A 17,864-nucleotide genomic window follows, 5' to 3' on the forward strand; every position below is an offset into this window, starting at 1 on the left:
TCTATGCTGTTTGAATGCAACAGTTTCAGGCCTGATGACCCCTATCCTTGTCAGTTAGCCTTGTAAGGGGCCGCGGCAGAATGGCCCCTTAGGAAGGGGTCTGGGCCGGGCGGTTTAGGGCAGCAGCTGGCGGCAGCCCTGCCTGCCGCTTGCCAACGCCAGGCACCAGGGGCTTAGCTGACTTGGTGCCCTGGCGCCGCCCAGGGGCGGCTTTGGCCGCTATAGGCGCTTTCACCAAGGCGTGGCTCAGCACCTCATCCACGTGGCTGACGGGGATAATCTCCAGCCCAGCACGCAGCTTCTCAGGCAGTTCGGCAATGTCCTTACGGTTGGCCTCAGGGATGAGGACCTTGCGAATGCCAGCGCGCTGGGCCGCCAGGAGCTTCTCCTTCAAGCCGCCGATTTCAAGCACGCGCCCACGCAGCGTGACTTCACCTGTCATGGCCACGTCAGCGCGCACGGGAATACCCGTCAGTAAGCTTGCCATGGCTGTGGTCAGGCCAATGCCAGCAGAGGGGCCATCCTTGGGCACCGCCCCCTCAGGCAAGTGAATGTGGATGTCCGTCTTCTCCAGTGCTTTCAGGTCAATGCCAAGCTGAGGCGCCTGCGAACGCACATAGGTGAAGGCAGCGTCAATGCTCTCCGTCATGACTTCCCCAAGCTTGCCTGTGCGCTGAATGCGCCCCTTGCCAGGCACTTTCAGGGTTTCGATGGTCAAGATCTCCCCCCCCACCTGGGTCCAGGCCAGGCCGGTGACGGTGCCCACCTGGGCCTCCTCATCCGCTTTGCCGTGGCGGTAGCGGGGTTGGCCTGCGTATTCCACCAGGTTTGCCGGGGTTACATGAACAGCCTTGGCCTTGCCTGTGACGATGGCATGGGTGGCTTTGCGGGCCAGGCGGCCAATCATGCGTTCCAGTTCACGCACGCCAGCCTCACGGGTGTAGAAGCGGATGAGCTGGCGCAGGGCTTCATCATCTACGCTCCATTCCCCCTTCTTGAGTTCATGCTGGGCTGCCTGACGCCCCATGAGGTGCCGCTTGGCGATCTCCAGCTTCTCCTCCTCCGTGTAGCCAGGCAGCTGGATAATCTCCATGCGGTCAAGAAGCGGCTGGGGCATGTCAAGCGAATTGGCAGTGGTGATGAACATAACATCGGAGAGGTCGTACTCGGCCTCCATGTAATGGTCAGCGAACGTGCCGTTCTGCTCGGGGTCGAGCACCTCCAACAAAGCTGATGAAGGGTCACCGCGCCAATCGCTGCCAACTTTGTCGATCTCATCAAGCAGGAACAGCGGGTTGAGCACACCGGCTTTCTTCATGCCCTGCATGATTTTGCCAGGCATGGCGCCAACATAGGTGCGGCGGTGGCCACGGATTTCCGACTCATCATGGACGCCGCCCAGGGCCATGCGCACGAATTTGCGCCCCGTTGCGCGCGCGATGGAGCGTGCAAGCGATGTTTTACCAACGCCAGGCGGCCCTACCAAGCACAGGATGGGGCCCTTGATTTTGCGCGCCCTGCTCTGCACAGCCAGGTGCTCCAGGATGCGCTCCTTGACTTTGTCCAGACCGAAATGGTCAGCCTCAAGCACAGTGGCGGCTTTGGCCAGGTTTTTGAGGCGCTTGGTGCGACCCTGCCACGGCACGCCCGTCAACCAGTCAAGATAGTTACGCACCACGGAACCTTCAGCGGACATGGGGCTCATAGCACGCAGCTTGCGCAGCTCAGCTTTGGCTTTGCTTTCCACCTCAGCGGGCATTTTGGCTTTCTCAATGCGCGCGCCAAGCTCGGCTAGCTCGTCACCTTCGTCCTCGCCATCATTGAGTTCTTTGTGGATGGCTTTGAGCTGCTCATTCAAATAGTAGTCGCGCTGGGACTTCTCCATCTGCTTCTTGACGGTGCCGCGGATGCGCTTTTCCACCTGGAGGACTTCGATTTCCGCCTCCAGAGCCGCAAAGGTCCTCTCCAGGCGCTCCGCCACGGAGAGCGTCTCCAAAAGCTTCTGGCGTTCCTCCACGGAAAGATTGAGGTGCCCAATAATGGTGTCAGCCAGGGCGGAAGGGTCGCTCAGGCGCAGAATGGCTGTGACGATTTCAGGCGCCAGCTTGCTGTTAGCGCTCGCGAAGGCTTCAAAGCGTTTGCGCACAGAAGCTGAGAGGGCCTCCAGCTGGCCTGCATTATCCTCCTCAGCAGCTTTGGCATGGGCCATGAAGCAGCCCTGGCTGATGGTGAGGTCGTCAAGGCGCACACGCTTGAGGCCCTCCACCAGGACCTTGACGGTGCCATCAGGTAGTTTGAGCAGCTGAAGAACCTTGGCGATGGTGCCAAAACGGTAAAGGTCATCAGGGGTTGGCTCATCAAGGCTGACGTCTTTCTGCGATACCAGCAGAATCTCATGGTTTGTGGGGTCCATGGCCTCCAAGGCGCGAATGGATTTTTCCCTGCCCACAAACAAAGGCACGATCATGTGTGGAAAAACCACGATGTTGCGCAGCGGCAGCACAGCCATGGTGCCAGCCTGGCCGCTGGTGGTTTTGATGTCTTTTTCAGTCCCAGTGGGCAGATCAGTCATATTTCAGTCCTTCAGCAGGCAGGGACCGCTTCCCGCAATGAAACGCTACCTGCCGGTTCAGACCTGGTGAAGGGGTGGCCACCCCACAAGGCCAGGCCTTGGTGTTTGTCGCCATCTGAAGCCAGGTTGGCTTCCATGCCACCTTTGGTGGTGGCGGCTGGGTGAAGGGCGCGTGGGCCGTTCACCGAAGTTCCGGGTTTTATAGATGGTGACGCAAGCCTGAAATGGGAGGGGCTCCGTCCTCTTTTTTGGCAGCAGGGGCCTGAAATCTTTTTCAGAACGTCCACCGCGCCGTGCCAGCTGGGCTTTTCCAAAGCCCCTACCCCCTGACCTGCTGCCAAACTTCAAGCCAGGGGCGCCTTTGCCCGTTTCCTCAAACAGCCCCTTAGGCTGCCTGGGTGGTGTCATCTTCAGAACCACCCTCTACAGCCTCAACCCGTTTGGTTGGCGTGCGGCTTTCAAGGGCGTTTTCAGGTTGGCGCCCCGTGTCAGGCCCATGGCCTGGGGCATAGACGTAAAGGGGGCTGCATTTACCTTCAGCAACATCCTGGTTGATGAGGATCTTCTCCACCCCCACGCGCCCTGGCAGGTCAAACATGGGTTCAATCAGAATCTTTTCCATGATGGAGCGCAGGCCACGCGCGCCTGTTTTGCGCTCAATGGCGCGGCGAGCGATGGCCTCCAAAGCTTCAGGGGTGAATTCAAGCACCACGCCCTCCATAGCGAACAGGCTGGCATATTGCTTGACCAGCGCATTGCGTGGCTCAGTCAGGATTTGCACAAGCGCGTGCTCGTCAAGGTCATCAAGGGTGGCGATGGCAGGCAGGCGGCCAATGAACTCTGGGATGAGGCCAAACTTCATCAAGTCCTCAGGCTCCACACGCCGCAACAGCTCACCAACGCGTTGCTCGTCTTCAGAGCGCACCTCAGCGCCAAAACCCATGGCGCTGCCTTTGCCCCGCGCAGCGATGATTTTGTCCAGGCCTGCGAACGCGCCACCACAAATAAACAGCATGTCCGTGGTGTCGACTGAGATGTACTCCTGCTGGGGGTGCTTGCGCCCGCCCTGCTGGCGCGGGACGGAGGCCACAGTGCCTTCCATCAACTTCAGCAGCGCCTGCTGCACGCCTTCGCCTGAGACGTCACGCGTCAGGGAGGGGTTATCAGCTTTGCGGGTGATTTTGTCGATCTCGTCAATATAGATGATGCCGCGCTGGGCGCGCTCCACATTGTAATCAGCCGCTTGGAGCACTTTACCAACGATGTTCTCCACATCCTCCCCAACATAGCCAGCCTCCGTCAAGGTGGTGGCGTCAGCCATGGCGAATGGTACATCCAGAATGCGGGCTAAGGTCTGCGCCAGCAGGGTTTTGCCAGTGCCCGTGGGGCCAATCAGCAGGATGTTGGACTTGCCGATTTCCACATCATCACGCCCGCCAGCGCGTTCAAGGCGCTTGTAGTGGTTGTGCACGGCCACGGCCAAGACGCGCTTTGCCTGTTCCTGCCCGATGACGTAATCATCCAGAACGTTGCGGATCTCACGCGGGGTGGGGACGTGGCCTTCCGTGCGGGCAGGGCGGGCGTTGCGTTCCTCCCGCACGATGTCTGTGCAAAGGTCGATGCACTCATCGCAGATGAACACGCCTGGACCGGCGATCAGTTTCTTCACCTCATGCTGCGTCTTGTTGCAAAATGAGCAGTGAAGCTTGTTCTTCGCGTCGCCTGAAGTGGCATCGCCTTTGGTGTCGCTCATGGCATTGTCCTGCGGTAGTGTCCGGTAAAGCGTCTTGGTTAAGCTGGGGTTGCCTGGTTGCGCCCAAAGGCAGTGGTCAAAGGGCGGGGACGGGGCGCCCTGGCGCGTCAACAGCACGGGTGACGACCTCATCCACCAAGCCGAATTTCTTGGCTTCCTCAGCGGAGAGGTAGTTGTCGCGTTCCAGCGCCTCCTCGATTTCGGGGATGCTGCGCCCTGTGTGTTGATGGTAAATGTTATTGAGGCGCTTGCGCACCTGCAGGATCTCTCTCGCCTGAATTTCAATATCGGAAGCCTGACCCTGCGCGCCCCCTGAAGGCTGGTGGATCATCACGCGCGCGTTGGGCAGGCAGAAACGGCGCCCAGGCTCGCCAGCTGCCAGCAGGAGCGAACCCATGGAGGCCGCCTGACCGATGCACACCGTGCTGACGGGGCAGCGGATGTACTGCATGGTGTCGTAAATGGCCAGGCCAGCTGTGACCACCCCGCCTGGGCTGTTGATGTAGAACGAGATTTCCTTGTCAGGGTTGACGCTTTCAAGGAAAAGCAGCTGGGCGCAGATCAGTGACGCGACCTCATCGTAGACCGCACCCGTCAGGAAGATGATGCGTTCCTGGAGCAGGCGTGAATAGATGTCGAACGCCCGCTCGCCACGGGCGGTCTGCTCAACCACCATGGGTACCATGGCGTTGCCGAAAATCTCCATAGAGTTATGGATGGCCATTCTTCATCCTCATAGCCAGAAACCAGAAACAAAGTCGCTTCAGCAACACGCCCCCGGTGAAGGGCGCCCAGCCTGCACGGCGCTTTTATGAAACGCTTTTGTAAAACATGGGGTGGGTGGGCTGGTTCGTCAAACGCAAGCTGACCTGCGGCTGGGGACCAGCCTCTAACACCCACCCCTGCGCCCAAGGTGAAGGGGATTTAAAAACCCACCCTTTGCTGGAAAGGGTGGGCCTTCATACCGCACGCTGCCACCAGAACCGCCGTCAAGCGCAGCGGGGCTGGTTTGCTTGGCAGCCTTCAAAGGCTGGCGTGACTTACGCCGCTTCCTTATCCATGTCGGAGAGGTCGGAAAGTTCCTCAGGGGTCACTTCCTTGTCCTCGACCTTAGCTTGCTTGAGGAGATGGTCGATGACCTTCTCCTCAAGCAGCGGACCGCGCAACCCTGCGATGGCTTGGGGGTTCTTGGTAAAGAACTCCAGAACCTGCTTCTCCTGGCCAGGGTAACGCTGGGCTTCCTGCTGGACAGCGCGGGCCAGCTCTTCCTGGCTGACCTCAATGCCTTCCTTGTGGGCGATCTCAGAAAGGAGCAGCCCCAGGCGCACGCGGCGCTTGGCAATGGCGCGGTAGTCCTTTTTCAGGTCCTCGCCATATTTCTTCTCCTCCTCCTCGCTCAGGCGGCCCATCTTGTGTTCGGCCTCAACGCTCTGCCAAATCTGCTCGAACTCAGCATCAAGCAGGCCTTGGGGAACCTCGAAATCCGCCTTCTTGGCAAGCTCGTCCAGCAGGGAGCGCTTCAAGCGCTGCTGCGAAAGCTCCTGGTGGGTGTGCTCAGCGCGGATTTTGAGCAGCTCTTTCATCTTCTCCAGGCTCTCAAGACCCAGGGATTTGGCGAGCTCATCATCCACCTTGGCTTCAGCGGCCTTCTTCAAGCCATGGGCCTTGATGTCGAAGGTGGCGTCCTTGCCAGCCAGGTTGGGGGCTGGGTAGTCGGCAGGGAACTTCACGTTGATGGTGCGTTCCTCACCAGGCTTCATGCCAACCATGCCTTCAGCAAAGCCTGGGATGAAGCCTTCGCCGTTCAGCTCCACGTCAACGCCCTTGGCTGCGCCCCCTTCAAAGGGCTTGCCGTCCAGCTTGCCTTCGAAGTCAACATTCAGGACGTCATCCTTGGTGGCGGGACGGTCTTCGTTAAGGTCCTCAAAGCGCTTCTGGCGGGAGGCGATGTCAGCCAACATCTTGTCGAGGACGTCATCGGTAACGGTAGCGACCTTGCGCTCCAGCGCAACACCGTTCATGTCGGGGACGTCAATGGCTGGGACAACCTCAAAAGACAGGTCGAAGGTCAGGTCCTTGCCGCCGCGACCGGTGTTCTCCTCAGAGACGCTCACCTGTGGTTGGGTGGCAGGGCGGAGGTCGTTTTCCTGCAGGATTTTGCTGAAGCTTTCCTGAAGGGCCTTGTCGAGGGCCTCGGCCTCAGCCTGCTCCCCAAAGCGCTGCTTGACGACAGCTGCAGGCACTTTGCCAGGGCGGAAACCAGGCAGCTTCAGATCACGGCCCACTTCCTTCAGCCGCTCATCGCGTTTGGCTTCAAGGTCAGCGGCCGGAACGGTGACAGTGAAGGTCTTTTTCAGACCTTCGTTCTCTTTGGGCGTAATCTGCATGGTTCAGGACAATCCTTGAAGTGCCGCCCCGGCCGGGCCATGGCAGGCTGTGGGGCGTGTTTCATTTATTGGGTGGCAGCCTGGGGGCGCCACCGACCCATGCCAACCGGCGTCAGCCAGGGAAGGGCCTTTGCACCATTATGTGGTGCTGTGCGCTGCCATCTCAAGGGGCTGGAGGACAACCCTTTGAAAGGACGGCGCCGGGCAGGCGCATGAGCTTTAAAGCCCAGGCCGCCTGAAAAATGGTGCGGGCGAAGGGACTTGAACCCCCACGGCGTGTGCCACCAGAACCTAAATCTGGCGTGTCTACCAATTCCACCACGCCCGCTGAGAAGCCCTGACCTGCGCCGGGGCTTGGGATGGCCCTTTAGCGCATGATGGGGGCACATCACAAGGCCCCTGACCTGGGAAGGTTCACAGGCCACAACCAGGAACCCTGGTTCCAGCTGGGGGCCCCCCCTGCGCCAAGGGCGGTTAGGGGTGGGCTGGCTGCCTCACCCAGCTTGCTGCAGCGTGGTCGCTAAGCCGCGCGCACGGCCCAATTCGGCCGCCACGTCTTCAGCCAAAGGCCAGCCGCCTTCACGCGCTGAGGCCGCCTGGCCTGCTTGCCCGTGAAGCCACACAGCGGCGCAGGCCGCTTCCCAAGGTGCCATCCCCACAGCCAGGCATGTGCCAACGACACCGCTCAGCACGTCACCAGAGCCAGCAGTGGCCAACCCGTCAGAGGCGTGGGTGTTGATGGCCACACGCCCGTCAGGGGCGGCTACCACGCTGTCACTGCCTTTGAGGACGCACACAGCCCCTGTGAGGCGCGCTGCCTCCAACGCGGCGAGGGGACGGTTGCGCTTGAGCAGCCCCAACATGCGCGGCGTGTTGAAAACACGTGCGAACTCCCCTGCATGAGGGGTGATGACAGCGGCGCCCCGCAGCTTTTCAGGCGCGCCAGCTGCCCAGTCCAGCGTGCCTGCGTCCGCCACCACCTGGCGCTTTGCTGCTAGCAGAACTGGGAAGCTTGCCATGACTTCAGAGGAGGTCAGGCCAGGACCACACACCCACGTGTGGCGCCGCTTATCTTCAAGCAGCGTTTGGAGGGTAACGCTTGGGGTCAGCTCATCAATAATGGCCCCTGCGGCACCCAAAATGTAGATCATGGCGCTTTGAGCCTGCACAGCCACACGGGCAAGGCCGCAACCGCTGCGGCGCGCGCCCATCAGGGAAAGGCGTCCGGCACCGCTCATCACCCCACCACCGATGACGCTCACAACGCCGCGGGTGTATTTGTTGTCCAGGGGGGTTTGCAGCGGCAGCCGCCACAGCCCAGGCGCATTGTGGAAAAAACGCAACAAACCTTCAGCTTCAGCTGGAACGGGTTCAGTGGGCGTTCGCAGGATAGCAGCGGGGAAGGCGTCTTCCATGGCCTGGATGGACTCTGGCGGCATCGTCATGGGCACTGCCTTGACGACACCGCAGACCGCTTTGCCTGGCAGCAGCAACTGCCCAGGGCGCAGACGCCCAAACGCTGCCGTCAACTGGCAGGGCGCAACACCTGGGGCGCAGTCACCGCTCAGCCCATCCACCCCGCTGGGCATGTCCAGTGCCATGCGGTGCTTAAAGCCCTGTAGGAAAGCGGCTGGGGCGCTTGGCAAATCACCCTTAAAGCCCGCCCCGAAGAGCGCATCCACCACAATGCCTTCAGCATGCAGCAAGCTGTCTGGCTGGAAGCTTGCCAAAGGGATCACCGCGCCAGACCAGGCTTGGCGGGCAGCCTTGGCCAATTCAGTGCGTGGTTCCCCAGCGCTGACCACAGTGACGTCACGCCTTGCTGTGGCCAGGTGGCGTGCCATCACGTAACCGTCACCGCCATTGTTGCCAGGGCCAGCCAGCACCACCACCCTGGCTTGCTCCCCCAGCCCCAATTCAGGCCCCCTCTCAAGCAGCAGGCGCGCAGCCCCCGCCCCAGCCTGCTCCATCAAGGCTGGCAGAAGGGCGCCAGCAGCCTTGTCCATCACGCCGCTTTGCTGGGGGGTGAGGAGAGCATAAGGACTTAAAGTGCCTTGGCCTGGGGCCTGGGAGGCTTTTTCCAAGGTCTGGTTTTTCGTCAACGCTTGCGCTTGCATGAAAGTGCCCCCAATGGCGCCGTGGACCGCAAAGCGCAGCCCTTGGCGCGTGTTTCGTGTCGTCGTGGCTCAGTAGTTTGAATGTTTGTAGGCTCTTTGTAAGCTCAGTTGTGTGTTTATGGTGTTCCGCTGTGCGTGCTGTTCACTAACTGTGGCTTGGGACGCCAGCATGGCTCTGGCCAAGGGCAGGCCCTTTCACAGCCCCACCTTAACAGGTTGCCTTGAGCTGTGGCCTTGATTATCCAATCATAAGCCCGCTGTGGCGGTTTTCGTTTTCTGCAGGAGTTGAGTGACGGCCATGCTTTTGAACCTGATTTGGGCTGCCATGCTGACCCTCCACGTATTGTGCATCAGCTATTGGGTGGGGGGGGCAGTGTACTGCATGCAGCTGCCGCGCATCACACGCGCTCTGGAGGCTGTGCCAGCCCAGGCCGTTCAGCTTCAGGGTTATGGCCGTTTTCTGCGCGGGCTGTGGCACGTGGCCCCCTTGGCCCTGTTTTCAGGGGCAGGTTTGGTTGGGTTGATGATGTACCGTGGCCTCAACCTCGACTGGCCTTATCATGTCATGGGCGCGTTGGGGGTGTTGATGTTCATCCTCTTCGTCATGACGGCCATGGGGCCTTACCGTGCGGCCCGGCGGGCCATGCGCCCCCAGCCTGCCTCCTTTAAGGCCATGCGGCGCTTCGCCGTTCTGACGGTGTTGTTGGGGGCACTTGCCATCACCATGGGTGGGCTGGGCCAGGCCGGACTTTGATGCCAGCAGCGGGCCACGGCTGCCTTGGGCCTTGCAAGCGTCTTGGGCAAGCGTTCCGCGCATGGGCCCCTCAATAGTGGACTGGGTGGCAGCAAGCGGTCACACGCTTGTTTTCAAGGGCGTTTGCAGTTACATGAAGGGCATGAAGGCCCTGTGCAGCAGGGCTGGTGAACATTCATCCCGAACGACATTCAAAGCTGGCAGTCATGCTCAGGTCTGCTTTCAACCTGCAGGGCCCCTTCAAGGGCGGCCGGTCACTGCAGGGCCACGATGTGACATCAGACACTGCCACGCCTGACCTACAGGCCTAAGAGGAAGGGCATCAGCGTGGAAGACAAACCCCAGAACCCCCGTACCCGCAAACGCGCTAGCACTATCAATCCGGAACCAGCTTCATTGGGGGTTGTCGGCAAGTCTGAAACAGTTGAAGCCCCCCCTGCCCAGGGGGAGGGTTCCAACGCTGAAAGCGCAATCAGCGCCGCTTCCTCTTCACCCAAGCCCACCAAAACCACCACGCGCCGCACAACGCGCAAAAAAGCTGTTAAGGACGCGCCTGCCCCTGAAAGTGCCCAGCCCCAGACTGGTGAGGGGGCAAGTATTTCTGAAGAAACCCCGATTGAGTCTGCCAGCACGGAGGCACCCGCCAAGCCTGCGCGCAAGCGTGCCACCCGCGCCAAGAGCGCAGCCAGCACGGCCACCAAAGCAGCCAAAACCAAAACCACCACGCGCCGTACAACGCGCAAAAAAGCTGCTGAGGATGCGCCTGCTCCTGAAGGCGCCCAGCCCCAGGCTGGTGAGGGGGCAAGTACTCCTGAAGAAGCCCCGGTTGAGTCTGCCAGCACGGAGGCACCCGCTAAGCCTACGCGCAAGCGTGCCACCCGCGCCAAAAGCGCAGCCAGCACCGCCACCAAAGCAGCCAAAACCAAAACCACCACGCGCCGCACAACGCGCAAAAAAGCTGTTGAGGAGGCGCCTGCCCCTGAAAGTGCCCAGCCCCAGGCGGATGAGGGGGCAAGCACACCTGAGGCAAATCCTGTGGAAGCTGCCAGCACGGAGGTGGAGGCATCCGCCAAGCCTTCTGAGGTCACCCCTATTGACACTCAGGGCCACCATGACCGCCCCACGTCGGAAAACGTGCAGGAAGCGGGCAACAGCCCTCATTGGCATATGGAGGCCGAGCCCATTCCCGGCGGCGTGCAGGTGGAGGAAAGCTATGTGGAACCAGCCCCCCAGGGGGAAGGCGCAACCACCGCTGAAACCATTATTGACGTGACTTCCAACGAGGTTGCACCTGAAGGGCTGACAGAGCCCACCTACCCAGCCAGCCAAGAGGGCGGCTTTGCTGCCCTGGGACTGAACCAGGCCATTTCAGGTGCAGTCCAAGCCATGGGTTACGTGGCGCCAACACCCATCCAGGCGCAGGCTATCCCCCCTTTGCTGCAGGGGCGGGACGTCCTGGGCATTGCCCAGACAGGTACAGGCAAAACAGCTTCCTTCACGCTGCCACTCATCCAGAAGCTGACGGGGCGCCCTGGCAAAGCGCGTATGCCGCGTGCCCTCATCCTGGAGCCCACGCGTGAACTGGCCCTCCAAGTGGCTGAGAACCTGGAGCGTTACAGCCAAGGCAGCGGGTTGAGCTCTGCACTGCTTATCGGCGGCACCTCTATGAATGAGCAGCGCGAGCGCCTGCGCCGCGGCGCTGACATCCTCATCGCCACCCCTGGGCGCTTGCTGGACCTGTTTGAGCGTGGCGCCCTGCTGCTGAACGGGCTGGAATTCCTGGTGATAGATGAAGCCGACCGCATGTTGGACATGGGTTTCATGCCTGACATCGAGCGCATCCGCCAGCTTGTGCCAGCCCATGTGCAGACAGCTTTCTTCTCCGCCACGATGGCACCTGAGATGCGCGCCATCGCAGACCGTTTCCTCAAAACCCCTGTGGAGATCAGCATCGCGCCGCCCGCTTCCGTGGCCAGCACCATTACGGAAGAGGCCTGCCTTGTGGCTGATGGCATGAAAGGCCCTGCCCTGCGGCGTCTGCTTTATTGCGAAGGGGATGGCAATACCATTGTGTTCTGCAACCGCAAGCGGGACGTTGACGATGTTCAGGCGGAGCTTGCGCGCTATGGCGCCAAGGTGGGGCACCTCCACGGCGGCCTTGACCAATCCATGCGCTTTGAAACGCTTGAGCGTTTCCGCCAAGGGGAGCTAAAAGTGCTTGTCTGCACGGATGTGGCAGCGCGCGGCATCGATATCGATAGCCTGTCCTGCGTCATCAATTATGACCTGCCAAGGGCGCCTGAAGACTATGTTCACCGTGTGGGGCGCACAGGGCGCGCTGGGCAGGAAGGCCACGCCATCAGCTTGTTGACGGAGGATGAACGCCCCCAGCTGGAGGCGATTGAGGAGCTGACCGGCCACAAGCTGGACCAGGTGTCGCTCGATGGCCTCACCCCAGATGCCAGCGCCGCCACCAAGGCGCAGGAACTGGGCGCTCCCCCCCTTCAGAGCCAGGAGGTGGAACCCGCCCCGACCACGCGCCAGCCTTCCACCCATGGGCGCAGGGGCCAGGAAAAGCGCAGTGAACGCACCAAGCAGCGTGAAGGACGCCCAACCTCTGCTTCTCCAGCCCAGCCCACGCCTGAAACGCAGGATGTGGTGCTGGAAAGTGTGGTTGAAGACACAGACTCTTTGCCTGACAGCTTGCGTGAAGCCATCGCCCCCCGCATGGCTGAACGCCGTGCAGAACCTTTGCCAAAGCACAGCGACCACGAAAGCCACCAGCATGAAGGCAAGGGCCGCCACAGCCGCCGCCGTGATGAGGGTACAGCCCAATCCACTGAGGCAGGCCATTACCCGTTGCTCAAAAACGGCCTACTGCCCTCCGTTCCTGAACGGGAGGTGGAGCAGCCTGGGTTTGGCAGCTGTGAACCTGCCTTCATGCGTGTTTCACACCCGCCCCGCTTCCATTCATTTTCCTGAAGGCGCCGCATGACCACAGCCACGACCACCCACGCCATTGCTGCGCCGTGCCCTCATTTTGGCCGCTGCGGAGGTTGCGCTCTGCAGGACAGACCCCTTGCTGCCAACCTGGAACAGAAGTGCGGCCGGGTGGAAGGGGCCTTGCGCCAGGCTGGTTTTGAAAACCTGCCCCAGCCGGGGACTTTCCAGGTGCAGCCCCACAGCCGCCGCCGCATGGATTTGGCTGTGGAGCGCGTTCAAGGGGGCGTTCTGCTGGGGCTACATGCACGCCGCGGCAACCCCATTGACGTAGCAGACGATTGCCTCTTGCCCAGGCCTGAGATCGCCGCCCTTTTCAACCCCCTTGAGGAAGTGCTGGCCACGTTGGGCGCCTTGACCAAGCAAGGGGGTGTTGCCATCAATCTTCTGGACAGCGGGCCTGACATCACTCTGGAACTGGCAACGGAACCTAGCGCGCCAGACCGCGCCAAGCTGGCTGACTTTGCCGTGCAGCATGATATAGCGCGCATCAGCTGGCGCCCCGCCCCCCACAAAGCTGTGGAGACCCTAGTGCTGCGCAGGCCTGTGTTCCACAGTTTTGGTCCTTTGAAGGTCTCCCCGCCAGCGGCGGCCTTCATGCAGGCCACAGTGGAGGCGGAGAAGGCCTTGGCTGACGCTGTTCTGGTTGGCTTACCTAAGTTGAACCGCAAAGACCGCATTTTTGAGCTTTACGCTGGCTGCGGCACCCTGACTGGCCCCCTTTCAGAAGTAGGCCAGGTTGTGGCTATGGAAGGGCACGGCCCTGCTGAAGCCGCTTTGCGCAGTGCCACCAAGGGGTTGCGCATCACCACGCAGCAACGTGACCTGGTGCGCCAGCCTTTGCAGAAAAATGACTTGGACAAAGCGCGCGTTGTGGTGCTGGACCCGCCGCGTGCTGGCGCAGGGCCCCAAATGCAGCCTTTGGCCGCCTCCTCTGTTCAAGATGTTGTTTATGTCAGCTGTTCGCCTGAGAGCATGGCCAAGGATTTGGCCGTTCTGCGCCGCGCTGGCTTTGCTGTGCTGCAATGGACGGTGGTTGACCAGTTCCTCTGGTCGCCAGAGGTGGAGACGGTCGTGGTGCTGACCCGTGACCCCAAGCGCTTGAAGAAGGCAGCCAAGCAGTCTGAACCCATTGCTCCCACCTGACGGGCCCTGCGCCCTGGGTGGGGAAACGCCCAGGGGCGTGGTGATTTAGAAAATGTTCGTCAAAAAATATTCAGCGCCAAGCGGGCGTCATCACTCATGCGGCTCATGTCCCATGGTGGCTCCCACACAACGCGCACTTCGCATTTCTTGACCGCTGGCACGGACAGGACAGCATAGCGCACCATCATGGGCAGATCTTGCGCGCTGGGGCAGTTGGGGGTGGTGAGGGACATGTCGATCCCCACAGAACCATCATCATGCAGGTCGATGGTGTAAATCAGCCCCAATTCGTAAATGTTGACGGGGATTTCCGGATCGTAAACCGTTGAAATGGCAGCGATCACCTCATCAAGCGGTGGCTCACCTTCCAGCTGGGCTGCTTGGGCTGCCTGAACGTCCCCTTTGAAAGCGTCAAACACCTGCCCTGCCGGGGTTGTGGCTTCCTCAGTGACTACGGTTTGGGGTGGGGTGGCAGAAGGGTTTTCAAGATTAGCCGCCGCGCCCTCGGCCTCTGTGTCTGCCATGGCCCCTTCAGGCACAGTGGCTGGCCCGTTAGGGGCGGCTGCTTCCACGGTTTGGGAAGGTGCATCTTCAGCTTGGCTGGTGGGTACCACTGGTTCTGGTGAAGGGGGGTTGCCACCATTCCCAGGGGTGGATGATGGGCCAAGCGGTGTAGGGTCTGTCATGGTGGGGCCTTTCAATTCAGCAAATCATGGGCGCGTTCAAGGCCACGTCCAAGGGCGTCAATTTCAGCAGGGGTGGTGTAGGCGCCAAAGCTTGCCCGCGCCGTGCCCTGCAGCCCCAATTTATGCACCAGTGGCTCAGCGCAGTGCTGGCCGGCCCGGATGGCGATGCCTTGCTGGTCCAGCAGAACGGCCAGGTCGTGGGGATGCGCCCCTTCCATGGTGAAGGACACAACACCACCACGTTCCTTGGGCTGGCCCAGCAGCTGGACGCCCTTCAGGTTGCCAAGGACGTTCTGGGCGTGGCGCACCAAGGCCTGGTCATGCTGGTGGATCCAGTCCATGCCGATGGATTCCACAAAGCGAATGGCGGCACCCAACCCGATGACCTCCAGGATGGGGCCTGTGCCGGCCTCAAAACGGTGGGGGGTGTCAGCCCATGTGCTGCGCTCAAAACTAACGGAGCGGATCATGTCACCACCCCCCATGAAGGGCGGGAGCGCCTGCATGAGGTCGTACCGCCCCCACAGAACGCCCACCCCTGTGGGGCCATAGAGCTTGTGGCCTGTAAAGGACATGAAGTCCACATCCAATGCCTGGACGTCCAGTGGTTGGTGGACAATGGATTGTGACGCGTCAATATGGATGCGCGCGCCGGCCTCATGGGCCATAGTAGCTAAGACCCCCACAGGGGTGACGGTGCCCAGCACGTTGGACATGTGGGTGATGCTGACCAAATCAACGCGCCCGTCAGCCAGCAGTTTCCTGTAAGCGTCCAGGTCCAGGTCGCCTTCAGGGGTGATGGGGCAGACACGCAGCTCCAGGCCAGTGCGGTCACGCAGCATCTGCCAAGGCACGATGTTGGCGTGGTGCTCCAGCTCTGAAATCAAGATGGCTTGCCCCGGCGCCATGGTGGCGCCATAGCTGTGGGCCAACAGGTTCATGGCGGCGGTGCTGTTGGCAGTGAACACCACTGAGCGCGCGTCAGGCGCGTTGATGAAACGCGCAACATCGCGCCGCACCCCTTCGTAAGCGGCTGTGGTGCGTTCGCTCATGCTGTGCAGGCCACGGTGGATGTTGGCGTAGCAATGGCGCGCAGCCTCTCCCATGGCATCGATGACCATGTCTGGCTTCTGGGCGGAGGCGGCGCTGTCCAGAAAGACCAAGGGCTGGCCGTTGACCTTCTCCTGCAGGATGGGGAACTGGGCGCGCACCCCCTCCACCTTGGCAGGGTCGTAAGGGCGCCCCTCATGGCCGTGGTGGCCAGGCAAGGGCACTTTCTGCCCAGCCAAGGCGGCGTCAGGGGCGGTGAAGTTGGTTTCAGCAGTTGGTTCAGCAGTCATGGGAAGCAGCTCTCCTGCAGCCAGTTGCGCAGCGTTTCGTCCGCTGTGCCCTCTAAGGCGTCCTCCAGGAAGGCGCGCACCAGCATGGCGCGGGCCTTTGGCTCTGGAATGCCACGTGCCCTGAGGTAGAACAGTTGGTCTTCATCAAGCGCGCCTATGGCGGCGCCATGGCTGCAGGATACATCATCCGCATAGATTTCAAGCGCTGGCTTGCTGTCCACCCATGCTTTTTCAGACATCAGCAAGGCCTGGTTCATCTGCGCGCCATCTGTGCCGTCAGCCCCACGGGCAACATACACCCGCCCTTGGAACACGCCATGACCTTGGTCATCAGCCACAGTGCGCACAAGCTGGCGCGAACGGCAGTCTGGGCTTTGGTGGCGGATGTCAGAGGTGAAGTCGGCAAAACGCCCCCCCTCCAAGACCTGAACGCCATCAAGATGCACAAAGGCATGTGGCCCCCCAAGCCTGACCACGCTTTCCAAGCGTGCCAAGGCGGCACCCCTAGTGATGGCAATAGCGTGAAGGGTGGCGTGGCTGTGAAGTTCAGCGCTCAAATGGGCCAGGTGGAAGCCCCCTTCACCCTCCCTGTGCAGGCGCGCGTAATCAAGTCGGGCATGGGAAGCTACATCCAGGTGGAGGCAAGGGTTGGCCAGGCATATTCCCTGGCTTTGCTGGACCTCTACCAAGCGAAGGGTAGAGCCCTCCTCCAAATGAAGCTCCAGGCGCTCATGGGTGGAGAGGGGCGCGCTGCCGCAAGCTTCATGAAGCATGACCAGCGCCAGCGTTCCAACTTCCATACCTTTGGCAACGCGCAGGCGCAGCACCTGGCCGCACAGGGCCTTGTTGAGGTTGTCGGTAAAGGCGCTGCCATCCTGCAAAGCGGCGGGCGCACCTTTAGGGCCTTCAGTGCCTTCAAAGCCCTGGTTCAGGCTGGTGTCCGCAGCCCTCACTTCCAGGGTGACGCCGGCCGGCAATTTGGTAAGGTCCTCCACCAAGTGACCATTGGCCAGAACAACCTGCCCAGCCAGCCCAGGCGGCAGGGTGATGGACCCAAGGAGCGCGCTGGCAGCTTCCAGGCTCAGGGCAGGCGCCTGCTGCCACGGCACCTGCGCCACAGGCAGCAGTGACGTGTAGTGCCAGGCTTCCTGTTTGCGTGTGGGCAAGGCCTCCCCCAGCAGGGGGGCTGCCTGGCCTGCGCGCGCCCTAAAAGCCGCCATGGCAGGCATAGCGCCTTCCAAGCCACCCTTGGGCTGCGTTGTGGTTTCAGCTGTGGGGCCGCTCATGAGCGCTGCTCCTCAGCGTGCTTCTCCAGGAAGTGGCTGTAGCCTTCACGCTCAAGCTGCCGGGAAACCTCAGGCCCACCAGAATGGATGATGCGCCCCCCCGCCATGACGTGGACGCGGTCAGGCACGATATAATCAAGCAGTTTCTGGTGATGGGTGATAATGAGGGCGGAGAAGCCAGGCCCGCGCAACGCGTTGACGCCTTGCGCCACAATGCGCAGGGCATCGATGTCCAGTCCACTGTCCATTTCATCAAGAATGGCTAAGGAGGGGTTGAGCATTTTCATTTGCAGGATGTCATTGCGTTTTTTCTCACCGCCAGAGAAGCCCACATTGACCGCCCGCTTGAGCATGTCCTCAGGGAAGGAAAGCGCCTTCATCTCCGCCCGCGCAGCCTTAAGGAACGCCACCGGGGCAAGCTCCCCCTCCCCCCTGGCGCGGCGCACGGCGTTGACTGCAGTGCGCAGGAAGGTGGCATTGTTAACGCCAGGCAGCTCCACCGGGTTTTGAAAGGCCAGAAAAACCCCTTTGGCGGCGCGTTCCTCAGGGGGCATGGCCAGCAGGTCCTCGCCCCGCAGAGCAGCCTGGCCTGAGGTGACCTCATAGCGGGGCTGGCCAGCCAAAACGTTGGAGAGTGTGGACTTGCCGCAGCCATTAGGCCCCATGATGGCGTGGACCTCGCCAGCGGGGACTTCAAGGGAAAGCCCTTTGAGGATGTCCTTGTGCGCGCCGTCCGCCTCAATGCGGGCGTGAAGGTCATGGACGGCCAGGAGAGGGCGGCTGGTTTCAGCAGGCTTATGGGTGGTCATGGCTGTGATCCTGA

The 17,864-nt window shown here is 61.2% G+C and carries 11 protein-coding genes, 1 tRNA gene and 1 pseudogene; 3 read left to right on the forward strand and 10 right to left on the reverse strand.

All coding sequences use genetic code 11. The annotated features are described in order from the left end of the window. Positions 1-88: 88 nt before the first annotated feature. From lon to E3E12_RS00735, 6 genes and pseudogenes are all read right to left on the reverse strand, one after another. Positions 89-2,509 carry an endopeptidase La gene (gene lon, locus E3E12_RS00710; protein WP_240810642.1) on the reverse strand — a complete coding sequence of 807 codons (2,421 nt, stop codon included), beginning with the start codon at positions 2,507-2,509 and terminating at the stop codon, positions 89-91. A gap of 571 nt (positions 2,510-3,080) precedes the next feature. Beyond that, positions 3,081-4,325 (reverse strand): annotated as a pseudogene (gene clpX, locus E3E12_RS00715) (ATP-dependent Clp protease ATP-binding subunit ClpX); the annotation flags it as partial. A 76-nt stretch (positions 4,326-4,401) separates the two neighbouring features. After that, the gene (gene clpP, locus E3E12_RS00720; protein WP_141442609.1) at positions 4,402-5,049 is read right to left on the reverse strand and encodes an ATP-dependent Clp endopeptidase proteolytic subunit ClpP; all 648 of its coding nucleotides are present in this window, start codon (positions 5,047-5,049) and stop codon (positions 4,402-4,404) included. Between the two features lie 316 nt (positions 5,050-5,365). Next, positions 5,366-6,712: a trigger factor gene (gene tig, locus E3E12_RS00725; protein WP_141442610.1), complete on the reverse strand. Its 1,347-nt coding sequence runs from the start codon at positions 6,710-6,712 to the stop codon at positions 5,366-5,368. A 243-nt stretch (positions 6,713-6,955) separates the two neighbouring features. Further along, positions 6,956-7,040, reverse strand: a tRNA-Leu gene (locus tag E3E12_RS00730). 166 nt (positions 7,041-7,206) lie between these two features. After that, positions 7,207-8,829, reverse strand: a complete 1,623-nt coding sequence (locus tag E3E12_RS00735) for an NAD(P)H-hydrate dehydratase (protein WP_240810522.1) — start codon at positions 8,827-8,829, stop codon at positions 7,207-7,209. A 298-nt stretch (positions 8,830-9,127) separates the two neighbouring features. Here E3E12_RS00735 and E3E12_RS00740 point away from each other — a divergent pair, with 298 nt between their 5' ends. The 3 genes from E3E12_RS00740 (at position 9,128) to E3E12_RS00750 (ending at position 13,729) form a co-directional block, all read left to right on the forward strand. Further along, positions 9,128-9,583 carry a hypothetical protein gene (locus tag E3E12_RS00740; protein ID WP_141442611.1) on the forward strand — a complete coding sequence of 152 codons (456 nt, stop codon included), beginning with the start codon at positions 9,128-9,130 and terminating at the stop codon, positions 9,581-9,583. A 327-nt stretch (positions 9,584-9,910) separates the two neighbouring features. After that, a complete protein-coding gene (locus E3E12_RS00745; protein WP_240810523.1) occupies positions 9,911-12,565 on the forward strand; it encodes a DEAD/DEAH box helicase in 2,655 nt (884 codons plus the stop codon). 9 nt (positions 12,566-12,574) lie between these two features. Continuing rightward, positions 12,575-13,729, forward strand: coding sequence for a class I SAM-dependent RNA methyltransferase (locus E3E12_RS00750; protein ID WP_141442612.1), 1,155 nt, complete (start codon positions 12,575-12,577; stop codon positions 13,727-13,729). A gap of 59 nt (positions 13,730-13,788) precedes the next feature. Here the strand turns inward: E3E12_RS00750 and E3E12_RS00755 are convergent, their stop codons facing one another. From E3E12_RS00755 to sufC, 4 genes are all read right to left on the reverse strand, one after another. After that, the gene (locus tag E3E12_RS00755; RefSeq protein WP_141443964.1) at positions 13,789-14,253 is read right to left on the reverse strand and encodes a DUF59 domain-containing protein; all 465 of its coding nucleotides are present in this window, start codon (positions 14,251-14,253) and stop codon (positions 13,789-13,791) included. A 173-nt stretch (positions 14,254-14,426) separates the two neighbouring features. Next, positions 14,427-15,626: an aminotransferase class V-fold PLP-dependent enzyme gene (locus tag E3E12_RS00760; protein WP_240810644.1), complete on the reverse strand. Its 1,200-nt coding sequence runs from the start codon at positions 15,624-15,626 to the stop codon at positions 14,427-14,429. A 125-nt stretch (positions 15,627-15,751) separates the two neighbouring features. Continuing rightward, positions 15,752-17,041: a Fe-S cluster assembly protein SufD gene (gene sufD, locus E3E12_RS00765; RefSeq protein ID WP_141442614.1), complete on the reverse strand. Its 1,290-nt coding sequence runs from the start codon at positions 17,039-17,041 to the stop codon at positions 15,752-15,754. Further along, complete coding sequence (gene sufC, locus E3E12_RS00770) at positions 17,038-17,850, reverse strand: Fe-S cluster assembly ATPase SufC (protein WP_141442615.1); 813 nt, start codon at positions 17,848-17,850, stop codon at positions 17,038-17,040. Before sufC ends, sufD begins: the two co-directional genes overlap by 4 nt. Between the last annotated feature and the right edge of the window lie 14 nt (positions 17,851-17,864).

This window comes from Formicincola oecophyllae (assembly GCF_006542395.2).
Classification (GTDB): Bacteria; Pseudomonadota; Alphaproteobacteria; order Acetobacterales; family Acetobacteraceae; genus Formicincola; species Formicincola oecophyllae.